Source organism: Phenylobacterium deserti, from assembly GCF_003254705.1.
Taxonomy (GTDB): Bacteria; Pseudomonadota; Alphaproteobacteria; order Caulobacterales; family Caulobacteraceae; genus Phenylobacterium; species Phenylobacterium deserti.
In genome coordinates, this window is sequence record NZ_QFYR01000001.1 from 1,101,332 (window position 1) to 1,125,962 (window position 24,631).

General features: G+C 69.5%; 34 protein-coding genes. 18 read left to right on the plus strand and 16 right to left on the minus strand.

Features of this window, described 5'->3' with window-relative positions:
* Positions 1-31 precede the first annotated feature (31 nt).
* From DJ018_RS05470 to rdgB, 5 genes are all read right to left on the minus strand, one after another.
* Complete coding sequence (locus DJ018_RS05470) at positions 32-847, minus strand: transglutaminase family protein (protein WP_111513841.1); 816 nt, start codon at positions 845-847, stop codon at positions 32-34.
* Positions 848-877: 30 nt separating this feature from the next.
* Positions 878-1,252: a YraN family protein gene (locus tag DJ018_RS05475; RefSeq protein WP_111513842.1), complete on the minus strand. Its 375-nt coding sequence runs from the start codon at positions 1,250-1,252 to the stop codon at positions 878-880.
* Positions 1,249-2,121, minus strand: coding sequence for a 16S rRNA (cytidine(1402)-2'-O)-methyltransferase (gene rsmI / locus DJ018_RS05480; protein WP_111513843.1), 873 nt, complete (start codon positions 2,119-2,121; stop codon positions 1,249-1,251). Before rsmI ends, DJ018_RS05475 begins: the two co-directional genes overlap by 4 nt.
* 163 nt (positions 2,122-2,284) lie before the next feature.
* Positions 2,285-3,433 carry a radical SAM family heme chaperone HemW gene (gene hemW / locus DJ018_RS05485; protein WP_111513844.1) on the minus strand — a complete coding sequence of 383 codons (1,149 nt, stop codon included), beginning with the start codon at positions 3,431-3,433 and terminating at the stop codon, positions 2,285-2,287.
* The gene (rdgB, locus tag DJ018_RS05490; protein ID WP_111513845.1) at positions 3,430-4,029 is read right to left on the minus strand and encodes an RdgB/HAM1 family non-canonical purine NTP pyrophosphatase; all 600 of its coding nucleotides are present in this window, start codon (positions 4,027-4,029) and stop codon (positions 3,430-3,432) included. The genes hemW and rdgB overlap by 4 nt, the downstream gene beginning before the upstream one ends.
* A gap of 148 nt (positions 4,030-4,177) precedes the next feature.
* Here rdgB and DJ018_RS05495 point away from each other — a divergent pair, with 148 nt between their 5' ends.
* Positions 4,178-4,708, plus strand: coding sequence for a DUF2975 domain-containing protein (locus DJ018_RS05495; RefSeq protein ID WP_111513846.1), 531 nt, complete (start codon positions 4,178-4,180; stop codon positions 4,706-4,708).
* A gap of 19 nt (positions 4,709-4,727) precedes the next feature.
* Entirely contained in the window at positions 4,728-4,970 is a 243-nt protein-coding gene (locus DJ018_RS05500) for a helix-turn-helix domain-containing protein (protein WP_111513847.1), read from the plus strand.
* Between the two features lie 10 nt (positions 4,971-4,980).
* Here DJ018_RS05500 and DJ018_RS05505 read toward each other — a convergent pair whose 3' ends face one another.
* On the minus strand, positions 4,981-5,295 hold the full coding sequence (locus DJ018_RS05505; protein WP_111513848.1) for a YciI family protein: 315 nt from the start codon (positions 5,293-5,295) through the stop codon (positions 4,981-4,983).
* Positions 5,296-5,305: 10 nt separating this feature from the next.
* Positions 5,306-6,022 carry a ribonuclease PH gene (rph, locus tag DJ018_RS05510; RefSeq protein WP_111513849.1) on the minus strand — a complete coding sequence of 239 codons (717 nt, stop codon included), beginning with the start codon at positions 6,020-6,022 and terminating at the stop codon, positions 5,306-5,308.
* 79 nt (positions 6,023-6,101) lie between these two features.
* On the opposite strand from rph, the gene hrcA reads away from it, so the two are divergent.
* The 11 genes from hrcA (at position 6,102) to DJ018_RS05555 (ending at position 12,338) form a co-directional block, all read left to right on the plus strand.
* Complete coding sequence (hrcA, locus tag DJ018_RS05515; RefSeq protein ID WP_111513850.1) at positions 6,102-7,217, plus strand: heat-inducible transcriptional repressor HrcA; 1,116 nt, start codon at positions 6,102-6,104, stop codon at positions 7,215-7,217.
* 18 nt (positions 7,218-7,235) lie between these two features.
* Positions 7,236-7,865 carry a nucleotide exchange factor GrpE gene (grpE, locus tag DJ018_RS05520; RefSeq protein ID WP_111513851.1) on the plus strand — a complete coding sequence of 210 codons (630 nt, stop codon included), beginning with the start codon at positions 7,236-7,238 and terminating at the stop codon, positions 7,863-7,865.
* 140 nt (positions 7,866-8,005) lie between these two features.
* Positions 8,006-9,127: a DNA polymerase III subunit beta gene (gene dnaN, locus DJ018_RS05525; RefSeq protein WP_111513852.1), complete on the plus strand. Its 1,122-nt coding sequence runs from the start codon at positions 8,006-8,008 to the stop codon at positions 9,125-9,127.
* Positions 9,128-9,157: 30 nt separating this feature from the next.
* Entirely contained in the window at positions 9,158-9,592 is a 435-nt protein-coding gene (locus DJ018_RS05530) for an SgcJ/EcaC family oxidoreductase (protein ID WP_111513853.1), read from the plus strand.
* 119 nt (positions 9,593-9,711) lie between these two features.
* Positions 9,712-9,930 carry a hypothetical protein gene (locus DJ018_RS05535; protein WP_111513854.1) on the plus strand — a complete coding sequence of 73 codons (219 nt, stop codon included), beginning with the start codon at positions 9,712-9,714 and terminating at the stop codon, positions 9,928-9,930.
* Positions 9,931-10,158: 228 nt separating this feature from the next.
* A complete protein-coding gene (locus DJ018_RS05540; protein ID WP_111513855.1) occupies positions 10,159-10,356 on the plus strand; it encodes a coiled-coil domain-containing protein in 198 nt (65 codons plus the stop codon).
* A gap of 52 nt (positions 10,357-10,408) precedes the next feature.
* The gene (locus DJ018_RS19375; RefSeq protein ID WP_240609459.1) at positions 10,409-10,516 is read left to right on the plus strand and encodes a hypothetical protein; all 108 of its coding nucleotides are present in this window, start codon (positions 10,409-10,411) and stop codon (positions 10,514-10,516) included.
* A gap of 7 nt (positions 10,517-10,523) precedes the next feature.
* A complete protein-coding gene (locus DJ018_RS05545) occupies positions 10,524-10,718 on the plus strand; it encodes a hypothetical protein (RefSeq protein WP_111513856.1) in 195 nt (64 codons plus the stop codon).
* A 93-nt stretch (positions 10,719-10,811) separates the two neighbouring features.
* Positions 10,812-11,954, plus strand: coding sequence for an extracellular catalytic domain type 1 short-chain-length polyhydroxyalkanoate depolymerase (locus DJ018_RS05550; protein ID WP_111513857.1), 1,143 nt, complete (start codon positions 10,812-10,814; stop codon positions 11,952-11,954).
* 31 nt (positions 11,955-11,985) lie between these two features.
* A complete protein-coding gene (locus DJ018_RS19100; protein ID WP_165842800.1) occupies positions 11,986-12,156 on the plus strand; it encodes a hypothetical protein in 171 nt (56 codons plus the stop codon).
* Positions 12,156-12,338: a DUF3606 domain-containing protein gene (locus tag DJ018_RS05555; RefSeq protein WP_111513858.1), complete on the plus strand. Its 183-nt coding sequence runs from the start codon at positions 12,156-12,158 to the stop codon at positions 12,336-12,338. Before DJ018_RS19100 ends, DJ018_RS05555 begins: the two co-directional genes overlap by 1 nt.
* Before the next feature lie 13 nt (positions 12,339-12,351).
* Here DJ018_RS05555 and DJ018_RS05560 read toward each other — a convergent pair whose 3' ends face one another.
* Positions 12,352-12,702, minus strand: a complete 351-nt coding sequence (locus tag DJ018_RS05560) for an AraC family ligand binding domain-containing protein (RefSeq protein WP_111513859.1) — start codon at positions 12,700-12,702, stop codon at positions 12,352-12,354.
* Between the two features lie 107 nt (positions 12,703-12,809).
* On the opposite strand from DJ018_RS05560, the gene DJ018_RS05565 reads away from it, so the two are divergent.
* Complete coding sequence (locus tag DJ018_RS05565; protein ID WP_111513860.1) at positions 12,810-13,154, plus strand: DUF2200 domain-containing protein; 345 nt, start codon at positions 12,810-12,812, stop codon at positions 13,152-13,154.
* Positions 13,155-13,191: 37 nt separating this feature from the next.
* Here the strand turns inward: DJ018_RS05565 and DJ018_RS05570 are convergent, their stop codons facing one another.
* The 6 genes from DJ018_RS05570 to DJ018_RS05590 form a co-directional block, all read right to left on the minus strand.
* Positions 13,192-15,801, minus strand: coding sequence for a glycosyl hydrolase 115 family protein (locus tag DJ018_RS05570; protein WP_111513861.1), 2,610 nt, complete (start codon positions 15,799-15,801; stop codon positions 13,192-13,194).
* Positions 15,802-15,954: 153 nt separating this feature from the next.
* Entirely contained in the window at positions 15,955-17,187 is a 1,233-nt protein-coding gene (locus DJ018_RS05575; RefSeq protein WP_111513862.1) for a DUF3422 family protein, read from the minus strand.
* Positions 17,188-17,265: 78 nt separating this feature from the next.
* Positions 17,266-18,297, minus strand: coding sequence for an AraC family transcriptional regulator (locus DJ018_RS05580; protein WP_111513863.1), 1,032 nt, complete (start codon positions 18,295-18,297; stop codon positions 17,266-17,268).
* Positions 18,298-18,370: 73 nt separating this feature from the next.
* On the minus strand, positions 18,371-19,339 hold the full coding sequence (locus tag DJ018_RS05585; protein ID WP_111513864.1) for an alpha/beta hydrolase family protein: 969 nt from the start codon (positions 19,337-19,339) through the stop codon (positions 18,371-18,373).
* Positions 19,340-19,526: 187 nt separating this feature from the next.
* Complete coding sequence (locus DJ018_RS19105) at positions 19,527-19,673, minus strand: hypothetical protein (protein ID WP_165842801.1); 147 nt, start codon at positions 19,671-19,673, stop codon at positions 19,527-19,529.
* A 148-nt stretch (positions 19,674-19,821) separates the two neighbouring features.
* Positions 19,822-20,793 carry a LysR family transcriptional regulator gene (locus DJ018_RS05590; protein WP_111513865.1) on the minus strand — a complete coding sequence of 324 codons (972 nt, stop codon included), beginning with the start codon at positions 20,791-20,793 and terminating at the stop codon, positions 19,822-19,824.
* An 81-nt stretch (positions 20,794-20,874) separates the two neighbouring features.
* On the opposite strand from DJ018_RS05590, the gene DJ018_RS05595 reads away from it, so the two are divergent.
* Both DJ018_RS05595 and DJ018_RS05600 read left to right on the plus strand, forming a co-directional pair.
* The gene (locus tag DJ018_RS05595) at positions 20,875-21,450 is read left to right on the plus strand and encodes a nuclear transport factor 2 family protein (RefSeq protein ID WP_111513866.1); all 576 of its coding nucleotides are present in this window, start codon (positions 20,875-20,877) and stop codon (positions 21,448-21,450) included.
* Positions 21,451-21,453: 3 nt separating this feature from the next.
* Positions 21,454-21,903 carry a hypothetical protein gene (locus DJ018_RS05600; protein ID WP_111513867.1) on the plus strand — a complete coding sequence of 150 codons (450 nt, stop codon included), beginning with the start codon at positions 21,454-21,456 and terminating at the stop codon, positions 21,901-21,903.
* 88 nt (positions 21,904-21,991) lie between these two features.
* Here the strand turns inward: DJ018_RS05600 and DJ018_RS05605 are convergent, their stop codons facing one another.
* Positions 21,992-22,381, minus strand: a complete 390-nt coding sequence (locus DJ018_RS05605) for a winged helix-turn-helix transcriptional regulator (RefSeq protein WP_111513868.1) — start codon at positions 22,379-22,381, stop codon at positions 21,992-21,994.
* A 91-nt stretch (positions 22,382-22,472) separates the two neighbouring features.
* On the opposite strand from DJ018_RS05605, the gene DJ018_RS05610 reads away from it, so the two are divergent.
* Positions 22,473-23,195 carry an SDR family NAD(P)-dependent oxidoreductase gene (locus DJ018_RS05610; protein ID WP_205853711.1) on the plus strand — a complete coding sequence of 241 codons (723 nt, stop codon included), beginning with the start codon at positions 22,473-22,475 and terminating at the stop codon, positions 23,193-23,195.
* A gap of 76 nt (positions 23,196-23,271) precedes the next feature.
* On the plus strand, positions 23,272-23,943 hold the full coding sequence (locus tag DJ018_RS05615) for a hypothetical protein (protein ID WP_165842802.1): 672 nt from the start codon (positions 23,272-23,274) through the stop codon (positions 23,941-23,943).
* A gap of 21 nt (positions 23,944-23,964) precedes the next feature.
* On the opposite strand, the gene DJ018_RS05620 is transcribed toward DJ018_RS05615, so the two are convergent.
* Positions 23,965-24,552: a carboxymuconolactone decarboxylase family protein gene (locus tag DJ018_RS05620; protein WP_111513871.1), complete on the minus strand. Its 588-nt coding sequence runs from the start codon at positions 24,550-24,552 to the stop codon at positions 23,965-23,967.
* Positions 24,553-24,631: the final 79 nt, after the last annotated feature.

The window sequence follows — 24,631 nt, forward strand, 5'->3', positions numbered from 1 at the left end:
AACAAGCCGCCGCTTCGCCCGCGGGCCGGGCTTAGTTGAGGCGCAGGCGCACCCGCTCGCGCTGGGCTCGCGCGGCCAGCGCGGCCCCGCCGTCCAGCGCGGTGGCCCGGGCCAACGCTTCAAGGGCGCCGGCCAGGGCTCCCTGGCCTTCGCGAGCCGCGGCGACGTCCAGCCACGGGCGGTGGTCGCCCGGATCAAGCAGCGCCCGGCGCAGGGCCGCCCGCTCGGCCCGGGCGTAGTCGCGTGACGCCGAGGCGCGAGCGAATATGTTGTTCTGCAGGCGCACCAGCACGGCCCGGTCGCTAACCGGCGCCATCAGCCGGTCCAGACGGTCGGCCACGTTGGGCGTCAGGCCCGCGTGCAGCGCCCGGCGGGTCAGCTCCGACGGCAGCACCACCCGCCCCTCGCTGAACGGATCCAGCGCCAGCGGCCCTTCCTCCGTCTCGATCCGCAGCAGGAAGTGCCCGGGGAAATCGACGCCGCTCACCGACAGGCCGCAGCGGCGCGCCACGTGCAGGTAGTAGATGCCCAGGGCCACGGCGATGCCCTTGCGCCGTTCGGCCACCGACAGGATGTCCGCATTGGCCGGGTGCTCGTGGGTCAGCAGGTCGCCCGCCAGCCGCATGTCGCCGGCCATGGTCTCGGCCAGGGCTTCCTCGGGGCTTTCCCGCTTCAGGCGTTGGGTCAGGCGCTCCACGCCCGCCGCGCCCAGGTCGCGGGCGGGCTGCAGCTCGCGGGTCGGATCCTCATGGACCGCGCAGGCGATCGCCGCGTCCAGCAACGGAAACTCGCCGTCCTTTGCGGCGCCTGCTTCCAGCAGGAGATCCTCGGCCTCTTCTCGCGTCATCAACCTTCGCGCTGGCTCAAGCTCGGGCTTTCAGTCGCCCTTCCAAGCGTCCGGAATATGCATAGGAAGCCGTCCGGGCGCGAGAGCCATCAGGTCGAGGCGAACCGACGCACCTTTCAGCGCCGGACGGCGTTCGGCGAGCATAGCGCCTGCTCTGCGCAGGCGTTCCCGCTGGTCCGAGCCCACAGCGCCCAGGGCGGTGGTCAGGTCCCCGCGGCGTTTCACCTCAACCACCGCCAGCGTCCGTCCACGGATCGCAAGCAGGTCGATCTCCGCCAGCGGCGTCTTCAGCCGAAAGCCCAGGATCCGGTAGCCCTTCAGCATTAGCCAGACGGCCGAGGCGATCTCGCCGCGCCGCCCCGAGGCCCGCGCCGCCTTGCCGCGTGCAGAACGGATCTGGCTCACCGACCGGCCTTGAGGTCCATGGCCCGCTTGTAGAGGTCGCGCCGGTTCAGCCCCAGCTGCTTGGCCACCTCCGCCGCGGCGTCTGCGGGCTTCAGCCGCGTCAGGGCGTCGGCCAAGGCCTGGTCCGCATCGGCCTGGGTGGCGGCGGCTTCCCGGCCCGGGCCCACCAGGATGACGATCTCGCCCTTGGGCGCCTCAAACTGCGGATCGGCGGCCAGCTCGGACAGCGAGCCCCGCACCACCGTCTCGTAGAGCTTGGTCAGCTCGCGGCAGACCACCGCCTCGCGCTCGCCCAGCACGGCGGCCATGTCGGCCAGGCTGTCGGCCACCCGTGATCCGCCCTCGAAGAACACCAGGGTCGCCCGCACGCCGGCCAGCTCCTCCAGGAAAGTGCGGCGCGCCGCGCTCTTGGGCGGCGGAAAGCCGGCGAACAGGAAGCGATCGGTGGGCAGTCCGCTGACGGACAATCCGGCCAGCAAGGCCGAAGGGCCAGGGATGGGGAACACCTTGTGCCCCGCCGCGGCCGCTTCCTTCACCAGCCGGAAGCCGGGGTCCGACACCAGCGGCGTGCCCGCGTCCGACACCAGGGCCACCCGCTGCCCTTCGGCCAAAGCCTCCAGCGCGCGGCGCCCGCCCCGCTCGGCGGCATGCTCGTCATAGCGCTCGAGCTTCTTGTGCAGGTCGTAAGCGTTCAGCAGCTTGGCCGCGACCCGGGTGTCCTCGGCCAGCACCAGGTCCGCCGCCGCCAGGATGTCCAGCGCCCGCAAGGTGATGTCCCGCAGGTTGCCGATCGGTGTGGCCACCACATAGAGCCCCGGCGCCAACGGCGCCTCGTCGAGCGCGGGAGGAGGGATCTGCTGGCGGGCCATGGCCGAGGCTTGGCGCGAGCCCGGCGGAAAGGCAAGCCCGCGAGACGGCAGTTCCTCCCCCGTTGGGGGAGGGGGACCCCGAAGGGGTGGAGAGGGTTCTCAGCCAACTCTCCGGGTGACCCCATCCGTCGCTCCGCGACACCTCCCCCAGTGGGGAGGAACTCTACGCCGCCAGCTCGCCGGTCAGCCGGTCCAGCACCAGCCGTCCCGCCCGCGTCGCCCGCAGCCGCTCGCGGTCGTCGGCCAGCAGGCCAAGCTCCACCAGATAGGCCACCTTGTCCGGCGTCAGCCCCAGGGCCGCCACCTCTGCGAACGCCACGCCGTCGTCGATCCGCAGGCCGCTGATCACCCGCTCCTCGGCGGTTTCGCGCGGGCTCAGCGCCTCGCGGCCCGCGAACCCATAGCCAGTCTCGCCCACCGTGCGGATGTAGTCCGCCGGCCGGGCCGCAGCCTCGGTGGCCTGCCGCACGCCGCCAACCGTCAGCCGCCCATGCGCCCCAGGGCCTGCGCCCACATAGTCCCAGCCCCGCCAATAGACGAGGTTGTGCCGCGAGCGCGCCGCCGCGCCCCGCGCATGGTTGGAGACTTCGTAGGCGTCGAAGCCTTGCGCCTCCAAAACCGCCTGGGTGGTTTCGAACAGCTCGGCGCCCAGGTCAGCGTCCGGCGGTGTGATCGTCCCGCGCTTCACCGCCCGGTCGAACGCCGTGCCTTCCTCGATGGTCAGCTGGTAGGGCGAGATGTGCTCGGCCCCCAGGCCCACCGCCGCCCGCAGCTCCTCGGCCCACGCCTGCGGGGTCTGCCCCGGCCGCGCGTAGATCAGGTCCACCGAAAGGCGCGGAAACGCGCGCGTCGCCGCCTGCGCCGCCCGGATCGCCTGGCCTGCGTCGTGGTTGCGGCCCAGGAAGGCCAGGGTCTCGTCGTCCAGCGCCTGCAGGCCCAGCGACAGCCGGTTGATCCCCGCCTGCGCCAGCCCGTCGAACCGCCCGGCCTCCGCGTCGGTGGGATTGGCTTCCAGGCTGACTTCCAGGTCCGCCGCCGGCCTCCAGAGCCGCCGGGCCGCAGCCAGGATCTCAGCCGCCCATTGCGGCTGCATCAGCGATGGCGTGCCGCCGCCGAAGAACACGCTGACCAGCTCGCGCGGGCCGGTCAGGGCCGCTTGGGCCTCCAGATCCGCCACGATGGCGCGGACCAGGGCCGCCTGTTCCTCCGTTCGCCCGCGGTCGCGGAAGACGTTGAAGTCGCAATAGGGGCAGATGCGCGCGCAGTAGGGCCAGTGGATGTAGACCCCCAGCGGCGCGGGGGTCGTCGTCACAAGAGCGCCGCCTTCAGCTTGGCGAACGCCCGCGCCCGGTGGCTCATGGCGTCCTTGGCGGCGGGCTCCATCTCCCCGAAGGTCTGATCGAAGCCCTCCGGCACGAAGATCGGGTCGTAGCCGAAGCCGCGCTCGCCCCGGGGCGGAAAGGTCACCACCCCGTCGATCCGTCCCTCGACCACCACCGCCGGCCCGTTCGGCCAGGCCACGGCCAGGGCGCTGGTGAACCAGGCGCTGCGGTCGTCGGAGTCGGTGGCTTCCAGCCGCTCTTCGACTTTCCGCATGGCGATGGCGAAGTCCTTGGTGGGTCCGGCCCAGCGCGCCGAGAAGATCCCCGGCGCCCCGTCCAGGGCCGCCACCGACAGGCCGCTGTCGTCGGCGATCGCCACCAGTCCGCTCTTGTCCGCCGCCGCCCGCGCTTTCAGCAGCGCGTTGCCGACGAAGGTGCTCTCGGTCTCGTCCGGCTCGCCCAGCCCAAGCTCCCCCGCCGTCACCAGTTCGAAGCGGTTGTCCAGGATCTCGGCCAGCTCGCGCGCCTTGCCGGGATTGTGCGTGGCGACCACCAGCTTCGCGCCGGGCTCGAGCTTCAGGGGCATGGGAAAACCTCCGGACCGTTTTCAGGCGCGGAACATAGGCGTGGCCCCGGCCCCTTGCATGGGCAAAGTTCCCGCAAGCCTTGCGCCGAGTTCATTTGATCGCGCCCGGGGGCCGTCCTATCGATCGGATGGGGTGGGGGAGATATCGATGCGCGCTCTGGGCCCAGGCTCGGTTTCCAGTTTCCTGAAGATCATCCTGGATGTGGTCTATGCGGCCCTCTGGGTGGGCGTCGGCGGGGTCGCGATCCTGACGGTGCTGTTGCTGCTGCTCAGCTTCAATCCCGAGTTCCTGCAGAACATCAACATCTCCACCGAAGGCGCGCCGATCGACAACCCGGTGCCGGTGCTGGCGGGCGGCCTGTTCGCCGGCGCGCTCTACCTGGCTGGCATCCTGGTGATCACCGGCTGCCTGCGCCGCATCTTCACCAGCCTGACCGCCGGCGATCCCTTCCACCCGGACAACGTCAAGCTCCTGCGCCTGGCCGGGGTCATGCTCGCGGGTTTGGAGCTTGGCCGCTATCTCGTCTGGGCGGTGACCCGCTGGGTGCTGTCGGAGGCGCAGGACTCCGAGCCCAACTTCAGCCTCACCGCCTGGTTCTCGGTCCTTGTGGTGTTCGTGCTCGCCGAGATCTTCCGCGAAGGCGCCCGCCTGCGCCGCGAAGCCGAACTGACGATCTGAGAAGGGCCCGGCCGCAACCATGCCGATCTGCGTGAACCTCGACCGCGTGCTGCTGGAGCGGCGCATGTCGCTGACGGAGCTCGCCGACCGCGTGGGCGTGACCATCGCCAACTTGTCGATCCTCAAGACCGGCAAGGCCCGCGCGATCCGCTTCACCACCCTGTCGGCCCTGTGCCGCGAGCTCGACTGCCAGCCCGGCGATCTCCTGGTCTACGAGGCCGGCGCCTCCGACGAGCCGCTCGGCGACGACGACGAGGAATAGCGCGTCCCGCTTAAGCCAGCCGGCCCTGCGCCAGCCGCAGCAGGTACTCGTTCTCCGCGGTCGCCAGCGACAGCCGCAGCACGGTGCGTTCGGCATAGACCCCCGCCTGGGCGAAAGGATCGGCGTCAGCGATCTTGTCGGCCTCCAGCCGGTCGATGGCCAAGATCGCCACCATCGCTCCGCCGCCTTCCAGCGTGCCCGCCAGCAGCAGCCGGCCGGCCTCGTCCAGCGCCCGCAGCCAGGCCACATGGGCCTGCACCACGTCGGGGTCCATCAGGTGTTGCCGGGCGCCGGAAAGGCGGATCAGAAAGGCCTGCTCCGCCACCGCCCGGCCCTCAGCCGCCCGTCGCCTGGCGCTGCAGCTCGCACAGCTCGCCGATGCCCTTGCGGGCCAGGCTGAACAGCGCCTCGAACTCGGCCTGGGAGAAGCCGCGCTTCTCGCCCGTCGCCTGGATCTCGACGATGTCGCCCTTGCCGGTCAGCACGAAGTTGCTGTCCGCCTCGGCGTTGGAGTCTTCCTCGTAGTCCAGGTCCAGCACCGGCGTGCCGGAGAACACCCCGCAGCTCACCGCCGCCACCTGGTCCAGGATCGGGTCCACCGTCAGCAGGCCCTCTTCGCGCAGGTAGTTGGCAGCCAGCTTCAGGGCCACCCAGGCGCCGGTGATCGCCGCGGTGCGGGTGCCGCCGTCGGCCTGGATCACGTCGCAGTCCAGCGAGATCTGCCGCTCGCCCAGCGCCTTCATGTCCACCACGGCGCGCATGGAGCGGCCGATCAGCCGCTGGATCTCCTGGGTCCGCCCCGACTGCTTGCCCTGGGCAGCTTCCCGTCGGCCGCGGGTGTGCGTGGCGCGTGGCAGCATGCCGTACTCGGCGGTGACCCAGCCCTGGCCGCGGCCGCGCAGGAACGGCGGCACGCTTTCCTCGACGCTGGCGGTGACCAGCACCTTGGTGTGGCCGAAGCTCACCAGGCACGAGCCCTCGGCATAACGGTTCACGCCGGTCTCCAGCGTCACGGGGCGCAGAATGTCGGGGGCGCGTTCGGACGGGCGCATGGGCGGGAACTCCAAGGGACAGTCAGGCGTCTTGCGCCACGGAAGGCCGCGCTTATCCTAGATCGCACAAGTCCAGTCCATGGGCGCACACAAGAGCGTATCTCAGGCTCCAACATCCCGTGAGCACGTGAGCAGTCCCTTTTTCGCCCGCGGGCCCTCGCTCGCCGAACTCGACGAACGTGCGCGCGACATCTTCCGTCGCATCGTGGAGAGCTATCTTGAGACGGGCGAGCCGGTGGGCTCGCGGACCCTGTCCAAGACCGGCCTGACCCTGTCGCCGGCCTCCATCCGCAACACAATGCAGGACCTGACGCACCTCGGCCTGCTGGGCGCGCCCCACGTCAGCGCCGGGCGCCTGCCGACCCACGCGGGGTTGCGCCTGTTCGTCGACGGCCTGCTGGAAGTGGGCGACGTCGGCGAGGACGAGCGGCGCACCATCGAAGCCCGCCTGCGCGCTCACGGCCGCAACTACGAGGACGCCCTCAACGAGGCCACCGCCATCCTGTCGGGCCTGGCCGGCGGCGCGGGCGTCGTGGTCACCCCCGTGCGCGACGCCGGGGTCAAGCACGTGGAGTTCGTCAGCCTCGACGCAGAGCGGACCCTGGCCATCATGGTGTTCGACGACGGCACGGTGGAGAACCGGCTGATCCGCCTGCCGCCGGGCGTCACTCCTTCGGCCCTGCAGGAGGCCTCCAACTTCCTGAACGCCCGTCTGCGCGGCCGCCCCCTGGCCGAAGCCCGCGCCGCGCTTACCGCCGAGCTGGAGCGCGCCCGCAGCGAGCTCAACCAGACCGCCGCCCGCCTGGTGGAGGACGGCATGGCCGCCTGGAGCGGCGGCGACGGCGACGAGCGCGCCCTGATCGTCCGCGGCCGGGCCAACCTGCTGGAGGACGCCCAGGCCCTCGCCGACCTGGAGCGCGTCCGCTCCCTGTTCGACGATCTCGAGCAGAAGGAGCAGCTGATCCAGCTCCTCGACGGGGTGCGCGAAGGCGAGGGCGTGCGCATCTTCATCGGCGCGGAGACGCGGCTGTTCTCGCTTTCGGGTTCCGCTGTGATCGCCGCACCCTATATGACGGGCTCGCAGCGCGTGCTGGGCGCGATCGGCGTGATCGGCCCGGCCCGTCTGAACTATGCCCGGGTCATTCCGTTGGTGGACTACACCGCCCGCGTGCTTGGCCAGGTGATGAACACTTAAGAAGGTTCGAAAAGACCCATGTCCGAAGACAACTTCCCGGCCGACGAGAACATCGGGACCACGGCCGGTGACGCCGGATCGGATCAACTTGAGGCCCTGCGGGCCGAGGCCGCCGGCCTGCGCGAGCAGGTGCTCCGCTACGCCGCCGAGATCGAGAACACCAAGCGACGCGCCGAGCGCGAGGCCAACGACGCCCGCGCCTACGCCATCCAGAAGTTCGCGCGCGACCTCCTGGGCGCCGCCGACAACCTGGCGCGGGCCACCGCCGCCGCCCCGTCCGACGACGCCGATCCGGTGGTGAAGAACTTCGTGGTCGGCGTGCAGATGACCGAAAAGGAGCTGCTGGGCGCCTTCGAGCGCAACGGCCTCAAGAAGATCGACCCCCCCAAGGGCGAGAAATTCGACCCCCACAAGCACCAGGCCATGATGGAGCAGCCCGGCTCCGACGTGGCGCCCGGCGCGGTGATCCAGGTTCTGCAGCCCGGCTACGAGCTGCTGGGCCGCCTCGTGCGTCCGGCCATGGTGGTCGTCGCCGCCAAGCAGCCCGGCCAGGCCGCTCCGGCCGGCGACGGCGCCGCCAACCCCTACGCCGCCTCCGCCGGGACCGAAGATGATGCGCAAGGCGGCGCCTTCGACACGCGCGCGTAAGCTCCGCGTCCTCTCCCCACCTGCCGGGGAGAGGACGCGTTTCCCCCTCTTCCAACCCCCTCGAAAATGTCTAATGTCGCAGGTCCCTTCAGTCGGGGTGGGCCGCGCTGGCTGCGTGGCGCGGATAGCTGGGACGAGACATGAAGCTGACGATCGAGCGGGCGGCGCTGCTGAAGGCGCTGGGGCACGTGCAAAGCGCGGTGGAGCGCCGCAACACCATTCCCATCCTGTCGAACGTGCTGCTCAGCGCCGAGCGTGACCGCCTGGTCTTCTCGGCCACGGACCTCGACATGGAAATCATCGACCAGGCCTTCGCCCAGGTCGACCAGCCGGGCCAGATCACCGCCCCGGCGCACACCCTTTACGAGATCGTGCGCAAGCTGCCCGAGGGCGCCGACGTGTCCCTGAGCTTCACGGGCGAGGATCCGCGCCTCACCGTCCAGGCGGGCCGCTCGCGCTTCAACCTGCCGGTGCTGCCGGCCGGCGACTTCCCGGTGATGAGCTCCGAGGGCCTGTCCGGCCGCATGAGCGTCGACGTCACCGACCTGATCCGCCTGATCGACAAGACCCGCTTCGCCATCTCGGCGGAGGAGACCCGCTACTACCTCAACGGCCTGTTCCTCCACACGGTGCAGAGCGAAGGCGGCGCCCCGCGCCTGCGCGCCGTGGCCACCGACGGCTCGCGCTTGGCCCTCGCCGAGATGCCGGCTCCGGAAGGCGCGGTGGGCGCTCCCGGCGTGATCGTGCCGCGCAAGACGGTGAACGAGGCCCGCCGCCTGCTGGACGACGCTGGCGAAGCCGTGGACCTGGCCATCAGCCCCCAGAAGGTCCGCTTCGAGCTGCGGGACGCCGCCCTGACCTCCAAGGTCATCGACGGCAACTTCCCCGACTACAGCCGGGTGATCCCCAAGGACAACACCCGCATCGTCATGCTGGACGCCAAGCTGTTCGCCAAGGCGGTGGACCGGGTGGCGACCATCTCGGCAGAAAAGAGCCGCTCGGTGCGCATGGCCATCGAGGCCGGGCGCGTGGTGCTCACCGTCCGCAACATGGAAGCCGGCCAGGCGGTGGAAGAGCTGGAGATCGACTACGACGGCGATCCCTTCGAGCTGTCCTTCAACGCCCGCTACCTGTTGGACATCACCGACCAGATCAGCGGCGAGACCGCCGAAATGCGCTTCGGCGGCCCGAACGATCCCGCCCTAGTGCTCGATCCGGTGGATCCGGACGTCCAGTACATCCTGATGCCGCTGCGGGTTTAAGGGCCCTGAGAAGGGAGCAGGAGGTTTCCGGTGTTTCGCATCGCCGCCGCCGCCCTGCTTCTTCTCGCCGCCCCGGCGCAGGCCCAGACCCCGGCCGACGAGACCGCCATCCGCGACCTCGTTGGGCGCTACGTCCAGGCCCGCGACCTCAAGGACCCGGCCGCTATCGGCGCCCTGTTCACGCCCGACGCGGACCAGCACACCACCTCCGGCGAATGGCGCCGCGGCCGTGACGCCATCGTTCCCGGCGCCCTGGCCTCCTCCGGTCGCGAGCCCGGAACGCGCCGTATCGCGGTGGAAACCGTTCGGTTCCTGTCGCCCGACATCGCCCTGGCTGACGGCCCATACACCGTCACCGCGCTCGACGGGGCCGTGCGCCGTATGTGGGCGACCCTTGTGGTGCAGCGCCATTCCGGCGCCTGGCGCATCGCCGCCATCCGCAACGCCGCCCCGACAGGGAAGTAAAAGCGCCCGGATTGGGCTCTGCTGTTCTGAAATCCAGTTTGCAGCGTCAGATCTTCACGCCGATGAGGCTGAATTGCCTGGCCGGTGAAACGTAAATGGTCGGACCACGTTGGTCTTCCATGGCTCGAATTCTGATCAACTGTCCCGCCGGCGCCGGCGTGGTCGCCACTGGCCACCGCACCCAGGACATCGACCTGTCCCAACGCTTCCCGCCGCGGTCCTTCCGCTGCAAGTGCGGCCAGGTTCACCAATGGGACGGCGACAACGCCTGGGCCGAAGTCGGCCTCACCGAGAGCGCCAAGCGCGCCTATGGCCTGGCGCCTGAAGCGAGAATCTGACGCCGCGGCGGGGAGATCCGATGGGCGGTCCTTCCTATTTCGCCGCCGGCTCCCCACCTGAAGTCTAGGCGCCGTCGCACGTGTGCCGCGAGAAGCGGTTGATCCTGTGCGATGCGGCCCCTGCATCTCCCGAGAAAACATGTCCGCGCTGTTTGCAGTCTCCGCCGCCTGCGTGCTGGGCGCGCTCGCGGCGCCCGTCGCCTTCCGCCTGTTCGCGGGCAGCCGCCGGTGACCTCCACCGCTGCGGCGCTGGACGCCGTCACTCGCGAAAACACCTACCTGCGCCAGCGCAACGCCCAGCTTCAAACCGAGGTGGTCGACCTGTCTGCCGAACTCGAGCGCCTGCGCCAGGTCGTTGAACGCCTTCATGGCCGCTCTGCCGCTCGTGCGGCCGCCGCGCCCAACCCTCTCAGCGGCGGGCAATAGCCGCTCGGGCGCCGCTCTGGGGCCCACCCCGGTCGAAAGGACCGCAGACGCCATGGCCAAGGGCCAGAAACGATCCAACCGCGAAACCCGCAAGCCCAAGCAGGAGAAGCCCAAGCCTGCGGTCGCCCCGGCCTTTGCGCCGGCTCACAAGAAGTCCTGACCTCGCGATGCCGCAGCTGACCGACAACCAGCAGCAGGCCCTGCGCAATCTTGCCCGCAAGAAGCTCGGCGACGCCGTGCCGTTCGTGAACATCGCGGACGCACGTGTGCTGACCGAACTCGGCCTCGCCCGCCGTACGCGCGAGGGTTGGGAGATCACCGCTGATGGGTCGACATTTCTCGCCGGGCTGCAGGACAACTGAGCGCCTGCCTTATTTGCGCCGCTAGGCAGCGAATGCTGCAATGCAGCATTATCAGCACGCCGCCTGTTGCGGCCGCCTTCGAGGACAGTACCCATGCCGGCTTTCGGTGAAACCATTGCGCGTCTGGCTCGCGCTCGCGCGGCGACGCGAACCCAGGGCGACACGGCCGGCGACGGCGGCATGACCGAGGTGCGGGGCTTCGGCTTCAACCCCGGCGCCCTGCGGATGCTCGCCTACACGCCCACTGACCTGGCTGCGGGGGCGCCGCTTGTGGTGGTGCTGCACGGCTGCACCCAACGCGCCGGTCCCTTTGCGGCGTCCACCGGCTGGCTGGCCTTGGCCGATCGCCTGGGCTTTGCGGTCCTGGCGCCGGAGCAGGCCTCCGGCAACAATCCCAACCGCTGCTTCAACTGGTTCGAACCGGGCGACATCACCCGCGGTCAGGGCGAGGCGGCCTCCATTCACGCCATGATCCAGCACATGGTGCGCGCCCATGGCCTCGACCCGGCGCGGGTGTTCGTCACCGGCTTGTCGGCGGGCGGCGCCATGGCGGCTGTCCTGCTGGCGGTCTATCCCGAAACCTTCGCGGCGGGTGCCGTCGTGGCCGGTCTTCCGTTCGGCCTGTCATCCAACGTGCAGGAAGCCGTCAGCCTGATGCACCGAGCGACGCCGCTTTCGGCCGCGCAGCTTGCGGAGTTGGTCGGCAAAGCCGCGCCTCGCACATCCAACACGCCTCGGCTCACCGTCTGGCACGGCCAGGCCGACGCCACCGTGACCAGCGACAACGGCCGCGCCCTGGCTCGCCAATGGGCGGCGGTCCATGGCCTTTCCGAACAGCCCGATCAGGTCCAGGCTCGACCCGGCTGGGCGCGTTCCACCTGGTGCGGCTCGGACGGCGAGCCGCGGGTCGAGCTGAACCTCCTGGCCGGCCTCGGGCACGGCGCGCCTATAGCCGCCTCGGGCGAGGACCCTCTGGGCGCCGCAGCCCCCTTCGTCCTTGAGGCGGGGGTGTCCTCCACCCTGGAGATCGCCCGCTTCTGGGGCTTGGCGCCCGCCGCAGCGGGGGAAGCTTGGACGAACGGCTCGCCCGAAGCCGCCGCCAAGAGCGCAAGCTCGCCGCACGCCACCTCGGCCGCCCTGGGCGACAGCGTCCTGGCCGCGGTCTCCCCACACGTTTCCGACGACGTGCGCCAGGTGATCGACGGCGCCCTACGCTCGGCCGGTCTGCGCCGCTGATCGCCGCCCCGCCCTGTGCTAGGGTGGCCTCATGAGCGATCAATCCGAAGACCCGGCGACCGAAACGGCCATGCAGCGCGCCCTGCGCATGAAGAAGGCCGCCCAGGACGCGCGCCGCAAGGCGCCCGACGCCGGCAAGTTCAGCCCGCGTTCTGCCGCCAGCATGTCCGCCGGCGCGTCCAAGCCGTGGATGAAGAAGTAATGGCCGGCCTCAAGGACAAGCGCGGCTTCATCGACAAGGAGCGCCTCGACCTCTCCGAGCGTCAGGCCGTCGAGTACTGGATGAAGCGCTGGGGGGTGACGCGCGAGCAGATCACCGCCGCCCATCGCAAGGTGGGCCGCCTCACCAAGGACATCGCTGCCGAGCTCGGCAAGAAGCGCTGAGCGTCCGGCGCGCCTAGTTGCGCGCCTCACGCCAATGCGGATGAGTGACATAGGCCGTCACCGCGCCTTCGTCATGCGAGCGAATGGTCACCTGCTCGCCCCTGGGCATGTAGATGATCCCGCCCGGCCCCGCCGTCACCGTGCCGGCTCCGCTGGTCACCGTCAGCCGCCCCTCCAGGACGATCATCACGTCGTCCACCGCCAGGGTTTCCGGAAGGCTCTCGTTGGGGCCATAGCGGCCATACCCGACCGTGATCGCTCCGCCGTGCCGCTCGTCCACCAGGTTGCCCGCGAAAACCTCGCCATCGAAGCCGGGCGAGCGCTCGAACGTGGCGTCTGCGATGGTGAAACCCTGGACCTTCATTGTCGCCTCCAAGATCGGGCGGGAAGAAAACCGCCAGCCTGGATATAGGCGCCCGCCCGGAGAACGGTGCTATCCTGGGCTGCAGACCCGGAACGGACCGCCCGCCCATGACCCATCGGATCTACGCCACGGCCGTTTCCAGCGTTTATCCGCTCTATGTCACCAAGGCGGAGCGCAAGGGGCGGACCCGGGCCGAGGTGGACGAGATCATCCTGTGGCTGACCGGCTTCAGCCCGGAGCAACTGCAGGGGCACCTCGACCAGGGCACGGACTTCCAGACCTTCTTCGCCCAGGCGCCGATGAACCCGGCCCGCGCCCAGATCACCGGCGTGGTCTGCGGCGTCCGCGTCGAGGAGGTCGCCGACCCGCTGATGCGAGAGATCCGCTACCTCGACAAGCTCATCGACGAGCTGGCCAAGGGCAAGCCGATGGCCAAGATCCTGCGCGCCTGAGCCGGCCCTCTCCCGCGAGGGGAGAAGGCCGTAGCCCTTACCGCCGCGCCTGGGCCGGCGGGCCCAGGTAAGTCAGCGGGATCGGCGCAGTGGCGGCGACGATTTTCTGCACCACCACATTGTCGTCCAGCCGCCAGATCTTGATCACGTGCTTGCCCGGCTTCACGTCGGCGAAGGCGGTCTCGATCATCCGGGCGTTGTCCTGCACCGCCTCGTTCCAGGCCTGCTGCTCCTGCAGGGTGGTGGAGGTCGGCGCCGGCAGCAGCTTGTCGATCAGCACCTCCATCGGCCGGTCGTCGATCGACACCCCGATCCGTTGGGAGTTGCGCCCCGTGGTGTCCAGCGTCGGCGACAGATAGAGCTGCACCGTCAGGTCGCCGCCTTGGGTGGTGGTGACGTCGTATTCCACCCGCACCGCGTCCTTTTCGGTGGTGGGCGCCCGGCCCTGCGGCAGGGCCGTCACCGATCCCGCCGTGCGGCCAAGGTGCGGGATCGCCCGCCAGCCCAGGCCCGCGCCGTCCACCGTGCGGCTGAAGTCCACCGCCTCGATGGCGATCACCCCGGCCGGGGCGTGCGCCTCGGGCTTGGCGAACACGATCGGCTTGGCCGGACCCGTCGCAGCCACCCGCTCCACCCGCGGCATGATGTTGGTCTCGGGCTGCTGCCAGATGGTGTAGCCGATGTGGGTCTGGGTCATCATGCCGTCCCACTTGCCGCCATTGGCCCTGTGGTAGGCGTCGGACAGCGCCTGGTCCCGCTTGAAGGCGTCCTCCGCGCGGTCGGCGAAGATGTTGGCCCGCGGGTCCTTCGACCCCGCCAGCCGCCGGTTCCAGGCCACGGCGTAGTACAGGCGGTAGAGGTTCGCCATGGCGGCGACCGGGTGCTCCACCAGCTGCAGGTAGGCGTCCCGGTACTGCGCCGGCAGGCCCGCTTTCACCCGCAGCATGTCGCGCTCCAGCGCGTCCCATTCGGCGACCATCTGGCCGAACTCGCCGCCGTCCAGCACCTCGCCGGCCGCCTCGCCCAGGCGGAAGCTCCCCGCGTCGATCAGCTCCGGCTTACGGCGCGCCGCATACTTGCTGTAGCGGGTGATCAGCTCGCCGATTTCCGCGCCCCGGCTCTGGCCGAACACCTGGCCCGCCCATTGCGTCGGATAGCGGGTGACCGCCTCCGGCGTCATGACCTCGGGGTTCCAGGCCTGGTCCATGAAGAACTCGAGCGGGAACTCCACCGGCTTGATGTCGCCGACGTTGACGATCCACAGCGCCTTGGCCCCGCGCTGGTAGGCGAGGTCCATCTGCTGCCAGGTCTTCTCGATCTGGACCGTGTTCAGCCACTTGTAGTTCCGCGGCGCCCCCACGTAGTCGAAGTGATAGTAGACGCCGTAGCCGCCCTTGCGGTCGAGATCGCTCGTCGGCAGGCGGCGGATCTGGCCCCAATTGTCGTCGGCGAACAGCAGGGTGACGTCGTCCGGCACCTTCATGCCGTGGTCGTAGTAGTCCTGCACTTCCTTGTAGAGCGCCCAGATCTGCGGCGTCTGGTCGGCGGGCTTGCCGGTGACCTCGGCGATGATCTTGCGCTGGTCGGCGACGATGGTCTCCAGCAGCTGGGTGGCGGTGCCCTCGGCCATGGCCTCGTCGCCGTCGCCGCGCATGCCCACCGTGACCACGGCTTCGTAGCCGCCCGGGCCCGGCTTGGACATCATCCGCTCCATGCCGCCGCGCCAGAAGGTGCGCAGGTTCTCGGCGTTGGTCGAATAGTCCCACTTGCCGCCGGTGACGCCGCCTTCCTTGTTGCGGTGCCACTCGTCGTGCGCCCGCGTCAGCGGTTCGTGGTGCGAAGTGCCCATGACCACGCCCATGGCGTCGGCCAGGATCATGTTCTGCGGATCGTCATCGTTGAACGCCCGCGGCGGCCACATCGCCGGCCACAGATAGTTGCCCTTCATCCGCAGCAGCAGCTCGAAGACGTGGGCGTACATCTTCGAATTGGCCCCGCCGAAGTGCTTCTCGGCCCAGGTGGTCAGGGCGGGCGCCTCGTCGTTGATGAAGAAGCCGCGGTATTTGACCTTCGGCTGGTCGCGGCGTGCGCCGGCGGTCACATAAAGGTTCTTGCGCGCGGCGACCGGCGCGTCGGCGAACCAGTGCCAGGGCGAGACGCCCATCTTCTCCGACAGGTCATAGGTCCCGAACACCGCCCCGCGGCGATCGGCGCCCACCACCACCAATGCCCGCGGCACGTTGGGGAACGGCCGCTCCACCACGATCTGCCGGAACGCTTCCCACTGGCCGGAGATGTCGTCCGCCTTCAGCTTCCCCGAGGCGACCAGTCCGTCGATGATCGGGCTCTGGCCCAGCACGCCGACGATCACCAGCTCGCCCTTGGCCTGGGCCGGATCGGTCAGGCGGACGGCGGCGCGGCCGCTCACCCGCTGCAGGTCGGCGGCGAAGGCGTCGGCCACGTGCCGGACCGCGGTGTCTGCGCCAGCGTCGGCCAGCACCGCCGCCGGGGCGCCGCTGCGCACCAGGCTGAACGACCCGCGCATCGGCTTTTCGCAGATCGACACGGCCGTCTCGCAGGCGCTGGCTGCCGTGCTCAGCGCCATCGCCAGAGCCAGGGCGGCGAGCCCGGTGGAGATCCTGATCATCTTGTCCGTCCCCTGCCGCCGGACGGCTCATCAGGCGCCGGCGTTCGTTTCTTGTGTCTTCCGCAATCCGCGGCGGGCTGGATCACGCAGAACATGTGATCTGACCACTGCTAGCAATTGGCTAGACCAAGAACAAGAAGAGGCGCGGTCGGCTCAGCCCTCCGGCTTGTGCGCCTTGCGAACGCGCGCCACGGTCAGCCAGACGGCGGCGATGATGAAGGGCACGGCGATCGCCGTCCCGACATTCGGATCGATCCACGGCCAGATCGCATGCGCGCCTTCCAGGCCGAGGTGGGCCAGGCTCGCCACGTAGTAGCTGATCGCCGCGACCGAGAGCCCTTCGACCGTCTGCTGCAGCTGCAACTGCAGGCGCGCGCGGCGGTTCATCGCCCGCAGCAGGTCGCGGTTCTGGCTCTGCAGGGTGACTTCCACTTTCGTCCGCAGCAGCTGTGCGGCCCGTGTCAGCTTGCGCGACAAGTTGCTTTGCCGCTCCTCCGTCGACAGGCAGGTCCGCATGGCCGGGTTCAGCCGCCGCGCGAAAAAGGCGGACCACGTCGGCGCGCCGTCGACCGCGCTCTCGTGCAGCGCCTCGAGCCGCAGGCGCATCAGCTCGGCATAGGCCCGCGTCGCGCCGAACCGATAGGCCGCCGCCGCGCTGCCCGCTTCCAGGTCCGCCGACAGTTCCGACAGCCGGTCCAGCAGCGCCTGGCTTTCCTGCAGGTCGCCGGTGCGGATCGCCTCGATCACGCCGGGCAGTTCGGTCTCGATCCGGCGGATCGTCGGCCCGTGGCGCTGCGCCTCCGGCAATCCTAAGAGGGCCAGGGTGCGATAGGTCTCGACCTCCAGGATGCGCTGGATCAGCGGTCCGGCCTCGCCCTCGACAAGCCCCCGGTCGGTCACGCCGATCTCGACGAACCCGTCGGCGTTCGGTCGGAAGCTCGATGCGGCCAGGGCGCGCCCATCCGCCAAGGCCGTGCGAGCGCCCCCACCTGCCAGGGCCAGCTCCTCCGGCGCGCCAAGATCAAGCTGCACCGCCACCAACAGCAGGCCCGGCTGCGGCAGGCCCGCGGGCCAGAGCGGCGGCGCCCCGGCGGCCAGCTCGAAGGTGTAGGCGGTGAACTCTCCGTGTCGCTCCCATTGGAAGGTGCGCCCCCCCACCGTCGCCTGGAAATGTCGCGCCTCGTCCCCCGGGCCGTCAGCGCCCAGCCAGGCGCCCAGCCAGGCGCCCAGGGCCTCCCGCTCGTCCTCGCCGCCGTCCGACAGGAACGCGAAATGCAGCACCCGGCAGGGCGCAGCGATCGCCGCAAACGGCCGCGCATGGATTTCCTCCAGCACCCGTGCGCGCAAGGGATGGACGGCAAGACCGTTGATGCTCTGCTCCGACATCGCTCCGACCGGCTGCTGCTGTTGAGGCCCGAAGAACGATGTTAGCGCTAACAGCCCGCCGAAACGAGCGCCAGGTTGTCAGTGCATGTGAGCCTGCGCGGCGGGCTCGGCCGCGATCCCCGCCCGCCATTCCCCAGGCGAGACGCCGGCCCACTCCTTGAAGGCGCGGTAGAAGGACGTCGTGTCCTGGTAGCCGAGCAGGTAGGTCACCTCGTCGATATGGATGGCCGGGTCGGCGAGCAATTGCTCGCTCAGCTCGCGCCGCGCATCGGCGAGCAGCGCCCGGAAGGTCGTGGCTTCATCGGTGATCCGCCGCTGCAGCGTCCGCTCGCTCATCCCCAGGTCGCGGGCGACGTGCGCGACCTCCGGACGGCCGCTCGCCAGCGAGCGCTTGAGCACCGCCTTCACGCGTTCGGCTATCTCCTGGCCCTCCTGGAGCTCCGCGAAGGCCGCGGCCAGGCCCGGCGTGACGAGCTCGAGAAACTCAGGGCTGTGACCCGGGAACGGCGCCGCCAGGTCGCTGACGTGGAAGAACATGGCGTTGCGCAAGGCGCCCCAGACGATCGGCGCGCCGTAGTAGTCTTCCAGCTCGGCGCTCGCGGGACCTGGACGACGATACTCCACCCGCGCCGGGGTGATGCGCCTGCCCGTGCCCCGCCGCCCGAGTTCCAGCAGGAACATGAAGCTGAGGTCGATCGAGACGGCGGGCTCGGCCTCGGTCGCGAACGGCCAATCCTTGGTGATCGACCACAGGCCCGACGCCTCTTCGGTCCGGAAGACTTCGCAGGCCCCCATCCGCTTGAAGCGCTCGATCCGCCCGATGGCGTCCCGAAAGTCCGAGGCATAGAGCGCCGCGATGAACGCCGGCTGGTGGCCAGCCCGATCCGCGGCCTGGAGAATGCGCAAGGCCAGGTCCGGCTCTTCCGCGATGGCCTCGGCGGCGTTCCAGATCGCGAACAGTTGCGCCGTGCAGAGCAAGGCCGAGGCGTCCAGGTGCAAGCTCGACGGCAAGCCCGCCATGCGCAGCACCTTGGCCGGCTCCAGGCCGGCGCCGCGCATGGCTCGCCAAAGCGTCGGCGGAAACCGGCCCCGGTCGATCACGGGCGTCATGTGCGGTCTTCCCTCTCCTTGGGGCCGCCCGGCCCTGGCCATCCGCCTCCGGACAGCCAGGGCTCCGGGTCCGCTAGCGCAGGTCCACCCGCGCCTGGGCCGAGACGTGAGTGTGCAGGGCCTCGCGGGCGGCCGTCCAGGCGCGGCTGTCGTCATCCAGGGCGGAGCGAAGATAGGCCCACGTCATGCGCAGCACGGTCTCGAGCCGCTCGGGATCCTCGTCGTCGGTCTCCCGGGCGTCGTAGCTGGAAATGCCGCCAAGTCCATGCTTGCCGCCCAGCACCGTCATCAGCGCGTCCGCCCCGGGGCTGTCGTGAAAGGCGTCGGCGTGCCACGCCGGCCCTCGCACGGTCAGATGGGGTGAGGCGTCGTCGCTGCCGACCACCACCAGGGTCCGCGTGGTCATGTGCGAGAAGTCGGCGTTGAAGAAGCCATACTTGGCCGCCACCTCCTCGGTCAGGCTGTCGCCGCCGTTGCCCGGCGCGGTGAGCAGCACGCCCACCTTGATGCGGGGGTCCAGCAGGTTGACGTCCTTCGCCCCGTCGTCCTTAGGCTCGGTGAGCCGCGCGCCAAGCAGCATGCCCGCCGTGTGCCCGCCCATCGAGTGGCCGACCACCGCGACCTTGCTCCGATCGAGGCGGCCCTTGAAGGCCGGCGCCAATGCCTCGATCTCGTCGAGCCGATCCAGGATCAGGCTCATGTCCAGGGGACGCGAGCGCCAGAACAGCGGGCCGCCCTCGGCATCCGCCGGCAGGCCGGCGACCTTCGAGTTCAGATGCGTCGGCTGGATCACCACGAAGCCGCGTTCGGCATAGAAGTTCACCAGCGGCCCGTACCCGTCCTTCGACGGAATGTAGAAGGACGGACCATGGCCGTGCGACAGCAGCACGATCGGCAGCGCGTCGCCCGTTATCGGTCCCGTGATGCGCAGTTCCAGCGGCAGCGCCCGCTCAGGCGCCTCAAGGGTGACGGGACTGACCGAGATCGTCGTTCTGGCCTCGTCCACCGGAATGTGACGGGCGTCTTTGATGAGGTTGTTCATGGCTGCCTGCTCCATCTTCAAGCCGGCCGCCGAGGGCCGGCGGCGTTGATGGATGCAGGGTAGGGCCGCCGCGAAATCCCACATTTACGGAGCGCGCCATTTGGTTTGCAAAGCGCGCCAACAGACGTCGCCCTGCTGAGCGTCAGCCAGGCTGGGCGAGCGGACTTGGGCGCATGCCGAGCTCAGGTCAGGAACCTCGGCGCTTCCACCCGATGACACCGAAGCCCAGCAGGAATCCGAGCACCAGGCCAACGAACATGTTGTCGATCACCGCGCCGAGTATGACGCCGCCGCAGACTGCGAGCGCGAAGGGCACACCGTTGTTCTTGTCCATCTTGAACCCCTCGCCGCCTGTTACTGCGCCGCTGCGCTGACAGCTTCGGATGAAAGCTGAACCGAGGCCACCCGTTCGCCGCCCATGCGCGCCGCGCGGCCGCCAGTCCGACCCCAGGAGCGCTCCAACCGAGCTCGCGGGTTCTGGCTCAGAGCCGTTCTCCATCGCCCTCCGCGCCCTTCGGGACGAGGGTGCTCAGCATGCTCGCCAGCCAGGAAACCCCCGCGTCCATCATGGCGACGCGCGGCACGATGAGGCTGACGGCATAGGTCGGGAAGGCGAATGGCGCGGCTACGCTGGCCACGCCGTATCTGGCGCCGTGCATGTCGACGAAGCGGCGCGGCAGCGCAGAGATCAAGTCGGTGTCGGCCAGCACCGCCAACGCCGACATGAAGTTCGGCGCCGTGAGCGCAACGCGACGTGCCAGCCCCTGCCGCTCCAGCAGATCATCGACGAAACCCCGCGGATCGCCGCCTTGGGAGACGACGAGGTGTTGCTGGCGGCAGTAGTGCTCGAGATCAGGTCGGCGCAGATACGGATGGCCGACCCGGGCGGCGACGACGAAATCCTCGGAGAAGAGGTCGAGGCTGATAAAGCGGGCGGGGACTTCGTGGAACGGCAGGATGGCGACATCCATCTCGCGCGCTTCGAGCGCGAGCAGGGAGTCCCTCCACCCCAGCGCCATCGTCGTCTCGCCCGCCTTTGGCAACAACTGGCGCAGGCCGATGTCGACGCCTGGAGCCTGCCTGGCGAGTTCGGCGAGCAACGGCGGCAGCAGCACCGAAGAGACGGCGTCGGGGGCGCCGATACGGAAGCGGCGAGTTGAGCGGGCCGGGTCGAACGGCTCGCGGCTTGCGACCACGCTGCGCACACGGGCCAAGGCCTCGGCGATGCCGGGCGCCAGCTCCTCCGCGCGTTGGGTCGGCACCACGCCGCGCGGCGTCTTCAGGAACAAGGGGTCGCCCAGCAGCAGACGGAGGCGTCTGAGGCCGTGGCTGACGGCCGAAGCCGTCAGGTTCAGCGCCCCGGCCGCACGGCCGACATGGCGCTCACGCATGACGGCCTCGAACAGCACGAGCAGGTTCAGGTCCGTACGGGATAGATCAATTTGGTTCAGCATAGGCGTGAAATCGTATCACTGGCTTCAGCAGCTGGCGAAGGGGATGGTTGGGCCGCTCACCTCTGAGCAGGGACCTTCCAGATGAACACCACGTCGATTCAGGCCGGACGTCCTGCCGGCCGCTGCTTCTCCCGCCGCGTCAGTCTGGCGATGACGCTGCTTCTGCCGTTCTGCGCCAAGACGGCGCAGGCTGCCGAGCCGTTGGACCGCGCCGTAGAGCAGTTGATCGCCCGCGCCGAACGGCAGGCGCAACTCTTCAACGCCGGCCGCATGCGGGAGTGGAATGCGCTGGTCGGCATCGGCGACGGCTTCACATTGATGGAGCCGTTTGGCGGAGCGACCAGCCACGGCTTCAACCCCACCGAGGAGAAGCTCGCGAAGCTGGCGAAGAACTTCCGCAATGGGACGGCGCGGCTTGAGATCGACCAGACCTATGCCAGCAAGGACATGGTGGTGCTGGTCTACGTCGAACGGAACGATGGCGAGGTGCATGGCCTGCCGAACCAGGACTGGTCGCTGCGCGTCACCCAGGTGTTCCAGCGGCAAGGCGATGGGTGGAAGCTGGTCCATCGGCATGCCGATCCGCTGGTGCACCCGATCTCGCTGGCCGATCTGTCATCGCTCGCCGCCGGGCGTGGACTGCCGAAGGCGGACTGAGACATGAACCTGGGAAAGACCTGTCTCATCGCCGCCGCGCTGATGGCCCTGACCGGCATGGCGATGGGCTTCTACATGGCGGCCGTGCAGGACTTCACGCTGGCGCCGGCGCATGCGCACCTCAACCTCGTGGGATGGGTGACAATGGCGATCTACGGCCTCTATCACCGAAGCCAGCGGGGCGCGTCCGGGCGGCTGCGCTGGGTGCAGGCGATTGCAGGCGCCCTGGGCCCGCCGGCGATGGCTGGCGGGCTGGCGCTGCTGCTAACCTCGCCAGCGGGATCGGAGCTCCACAAGCGCGGCGAGGTCACGGTGATCGCCGGCTCGGTGCTGGCGATGCTGTCGATGGTGCTGTTTGTGGTCGTCGTTGGCCGCGATCGGGTCCGGGGCGGCGGGCCTGGCGCCGGGGCGTCCTCTCACCAGGACGGGGCTCAGCTCGAAGGCAGCTCTTGAGACCGCGCCGACAAGCAGACCTATCGAACAGCCGCTCCCCACCGATGGCTGACGCTCCACGACCCAGGGCAGGCGCTCGAAGCAGGCGCTAGACTTCTTTCGCCTGGTCGTAGGCCGACGAGGCCGCCGCGATCGCTTCTCCGTGCTCGAGCGCCCAAGAGCAAAGCGCCTCGAAGGGCTGACGCAGGGAATGTCCGAGCGGGGTGATCGCGTACTCCACGCCGATGGGCGCCGTGGGCAGGACGGTCCGTGTCACCAGTCCGTTGCGCTCCAGACGCTTCAACGCGTCCGCCAGCGCCTTGTGCGTGACCCCGTCGAGCCGCCGCTTGATCTCGTTGAAGCGCGCCGGCTCGGGGCAGAGGACGGTCAGGATCAGGATCGTCCACTTGTCGGCGATCTTATCCAGCACCGGGCGCACCACCTCCATGTTGGAGAGCGCCCGGGCGGACAAGGTCGCGAGGTCGGTATCGTCAGCCATATCTACGCTACTCAAAGTGCGTTCTTGATAGCAGATATACCCCGTATATCTAGATCGCCATCGTTGAACAGAGGACGCTACGATGGCTCGCATGCAGAACAAGGTGGCGCTGGTGGTGGGCGGCGCGAAAGGCATCGGCCTTGCCACCGCCCAGCGGCTGGCGGCGGAGGGCGCAAGCGTTTTCCTGACCGGGCGCGATGCGGATGAGACGGAAAAGGCGGCGCAGCAGGTCGGTTGGGGCGCGGTCGGTCTCGTCGCCGATGCTGCGATCGCGGAGGATCTGGCGACAGCCGTAGGGGCTGTCCAACAAGCTCACGGGCGCATCGACGCGCTGGTCTTGAACGCAGGCCTTTCCGAACCCGCGCTCCTCGTCGAAGAAACTCCGGAACATTTCGATCGGCATTTCGCCGTCAATGTGCGCGGGCAAGTGCTCGGGATGCAGGCCGCACTGCCGATCATGGGCGACGGCGCTTCGGTGGTGCTGATCGGTTCGATCGCCGGTTCGATCGGTATCCCGGAGCGCGGCGCCTACAGTGCGACGAAGGCGGCCGTTCGGTCCTACGCGCGAACGTGGACGGTCGAGCTTGCGCCCCGCGGCATCCGGGTCAACGTGGTCAGCCCCGGCCCGACCGAGACGGCGATGATGGCGGCCACCTCGGAGGCGTTTCGCACGGCGATCATCGAGACGATCCCGCTCAAGCGAATGGCGCGCCCCGAGGAAGTCGCGGCCGCGGCCGTCTTTCTGCTGAGCGACGAAGCCAGCTACATCGCCGGCGTCGAGCTGCACATCGACGGAGGTGCGGCGCAAGTGTGAGCAGGCGCGCCTCAGCCAAGCCCCAGCGGGCAACCAAAATTTGCCTTTCGGCTGATCCCGTGTTCTCTTTTCGTTCATGGGTCCGCAGACGGACATGGGCGAGCGGCATGGCCGCATGCTGGCGCGGCTGGCGGAGTGGGGGATGAACCTCGCCGAGCGGCTGCACGACGAGGCGCTGGCGGCGGAAACCCCGGCCGAGGCCGCCGAGGCGGCCCTGGCCTTTCAGCGGGTGTCGCGCTCGGTGCGCCAGAGCTTGGCGCTGGAAGCCAGGCTCGCCCGTGACGCCCACCTGCGCGAAGCCGCCGACCGGGCTCAGGCCGACCAGAAGCGCGAGCAGCGCCGGCGCGAGGTCTATCGCGCCGCCGTGAGCCTCGTGTGGAACGAGGTCGACCCGTCCGAAGACGAGTTCCCCGACTGGGACCTGGCCGCCGCCGCGGCGGCCGAGGCCCTGAGCCAGGAAGAGGGTTTCCTCGCCCGCCAGATGCCGGAGCTGATCGAGCAGATCCGCGAGTCCCTGGGCGTGGACGAGCTGGAAGCGGAAGAAGGCTCAGGTGACGCCGCGCCGTCCGACGATCCGGCGCCGCAAAACGCACCTGACGCTCCGCCGCCCGGCTGGACGCCGGCTGACGATCCGGCGCTCGCCGGCCTGTCGCCCAACGCGCGGATCAACGCCCGGCGCGGCTGGCCGCCCAGCCCCTGCGACGAGGGCTGGGACGATTTCTTCGAAGCCCGCCGCGACACCGGCTGAGCCGGGTTGGCCGGCTTGTCTTCAGGCCACGCGGGTCAGCGGCGCTTCGCCGTAGCCCTGCGGCTCGCCGCAACCTTCCGCCACCGCCACGCGCGAGACCGCCGTCATCACGGCGGCGATGCGCAGGGCTGCCTGCAGGATGGCCGCGGGCGCGCCATGCCGGCGCAGCTCGCTTTCATGGCTGTCCAGGCAAAGGCCGCAGCCGTGAATCGCCGACACCGCCGCGCTCCACAGTTCGAAGTCGGCCTTGGGCGCGCTGCAGCTGGCCAGGGCGCTCATCCGCAGCTTGGAGGGCAGGGTGCGGTACTCGCCGTTCGAAAGCAGCTGGGTCGAACGATAGTAGATGTTGTTCATGGTGCTGATCGCCGCCGCCGACTTGGCGCAGTCGATGATCTGCTGCGACAGCCCCGCCTTGCGCGCCGCCGCCTCCGTGGCGGCGATCACCGGCCGGACGCCGCCGGCATGGGCGCTGGCGACGAAGCAGCCCCACTTCTGAACCTCGTTCAGGGTGGTCTCTTCCGCCAAGCTGTTCAGGTTCAGGGCGAGGTCGCGGGCGTAGGCCGGCAGCTGCTCGGCCAGGTCGGTCAGGGGGTGACGCTCGATGGACATGGCTTCCTCCGCTTTTGTTTTTGGTTCTGCGTTCAAAACGCCTCAGGACCGCGGTCCGCTCAATCAATAGGTTTTGCGG

Coding starts and splice junctions, on each gene's coding strand:
- DJ018_RS19375 (WP_240609459.1), top strand. CDS start 10,409: ATGGCCAAGGGCCAGAAACGATCCAACCGCGAAACCCGCAAGCCCAAG.
- DJ018_RS05605 (WP_111513868.1), bottom strand. CDS start 22,381: ATGGCTGACGATACCGACCTCGCGACCTTGTCCGCCCGGGCGCTCTCC.
- DJ018_RS19100 (WP_165842800.1), top strand. CDS start 11,986: ATGAGCGATCAATCCGAAGACCCGGCGACCGAAACGGCCATGCAGCGC.
- DJ018_RS05545 (WP_111513856.1), top strand. CDS start 10,524: ATGCCGCAGCTGACCGACAACCAGCAGCAGGCCCTGCGCAATCTTGCC.
- rdgB (WP_111513845.1), bottom strand. CDS start 4,029: ATGCCCCTGAAGCTCGAGCCCGGCGCGAAGCTGGTGGTCGCCACGCAC.
- DJ018_RS05610 (WP_205853711.1), top strand. CDS start 22,473: ATGCAGAACAAGGTGGCGCTGGTGGTGGGCGGCGCGAAAGGCATCGGC.
- DJ018_RS05615 (WP_165842802.1), top strand. CDS start 23,272: ATGGGTCCGCAGACGGACATGGGCGAGCGGCATGGCCGCATGCTGGCG.
- DJ018_RS19105 (WP_165842801.1), bottom strand. CDS start 19,673: ATGGACAAGAACAACGGTGTGCCCTTCGCGCTCGCAGTCTGCGGCGGC.
- DJ018_RS05580 (WP_111513863.1), bottom strand. CDS start 18,297: ATGACGCCCGTGATCGACCGGGGCCGGTTTCCGCCGACGCTTTGGCGA.
- DJ018_RS05570 (WP_111513861.1), bottom strand. CDS start 15,801: ATGATCAGGATCTCCACCGGGCTCGCCGCCCTGGCTCTGGCGATGGCG.
- DJ018_RS05555 (WP_111513858.1), top strand. CDS start 12,156: ATGGCCGGCCTCAAGGACAAGCGCGGCTTCATCGACAAGGAGCGCCTC.
- DJ018_RS05590 (WP_111513865.1), bottom strand. CDS start 20,793: ATGCTGAACCAAATTGATCTATCCCGTACGGACCTGAACCTGCTCGTG.
- DJ018_RS05495 (WP_111513846.1), top strand. CDS start 4,178: ATGCGCGCTCTGGGCCCAGGCTCGGTTTCCAGTTTCCTGAAGATCATC.
- DJ018_RS05595 (WP_111513866.1), top strand. CDS start 20,875: ATGAACACCACGTCGATTCAGGCCGGACGTCCTGCCGGCCGCTGCTTC.
- DJ018_RS05620 (WP_111513871.1), bottom strand. CDS start 24,552: ATGTCCATCGAGCGTCACCCCCTGACCGACCTGGCCGAGCAGCTGCCG.
- DJ018_RS05470 (WP_111513841.1), bottom strand. CDS start 847: ATGACGCGAGAAGAGGCCGAGGATCTCCTGCTGGAAGCAGGCGCCGCA.
- rph (WP_111513849.1), bottom strand. CDS start 6,022: ATGCGCCCGTCCGAACGCGCCCCCGACATTCTGCGCCCCGTGACGCTG.
- hrcA (WP_111513850.1), top strand. CDS start 6,102: ATGGGCGCACACAAGAGCGTATCTCAGGCTCCAACATCCCGTGAGCAC.
- rsmI (WP_111513843.1), bottom strand. CDS start 2,121: ATGGCCCGCCAGCAGATCCCTCCTCCCGCGCTCGACGAGGCGCCGTTG.
- dnaN (WP_111513852.1), top strand. CDS start 8,006: ATGAAGCTGACGATCGAGCGGGCGGCGCTGCTGAAGGCGCTGGGGCAC.
- DJ018_RS05575 (WP_111513862.1), bottom strand. CDS start 17,187: ATGTCGGAGCAGAGCATCAACGGTCTTGCCGTCCATCCCTTGCGCGCA.
- DJ018_RS05560 (WP_111513859.1), bottom strand. CDS start 12,702: ATGAAGGTCCAGGGTTTCACCATCGCAGACGCCACGTTCGAGCGCTCG.
- DJ018_RS05550 (WP_111513857.1), top strand. CDS start 10,812: ATGCCGGCTTTCGGTGAAACCATTGCGCGTCTGGCTCGCGCTCGCGCG.
- DJ018_RS05600 (WP_111513867.1), top strand. CDS start 21,454: ATGAACCTGGGAAAGACCTGTCTCATCGCCGCCGCGCTGATGGCCCTG.
- DJ018_RS05535 (WP_111513854.1), top strand. CDS start 9,712: ATGGCTCGAATTCTGATCAACTGTCCCGCCGGCGCCGGCGTGGTCGCC.
- DJ018_RS05565 (WP_111513860.1), top strand. CDS start 12,810: ATGACCCATCGGATCTACGCCACGGCCGTTTCCAGCGTTTATCCGCTC.
- grpE (WP_111513851.1), top strand. CDS start 7,236: ATGTCCGAAGACAACTTCCCGGCCGACGAGAACATCGGGACCACGGCC.
- DJ018_RS05585 (WP_111513864.1), bottom strand. CDS start 19,339: ATGAACAACCTCATCAAAGACGCCCGTCACATTCCGGTGGACGAGGCC.
- DJ018_RS05500 (WP_111513847.1), top strand. CDS start 4,728: ATGCCGATCTGCGTGAACCTCGACCGCGTGCTGCTGGAGCGGCGCATG.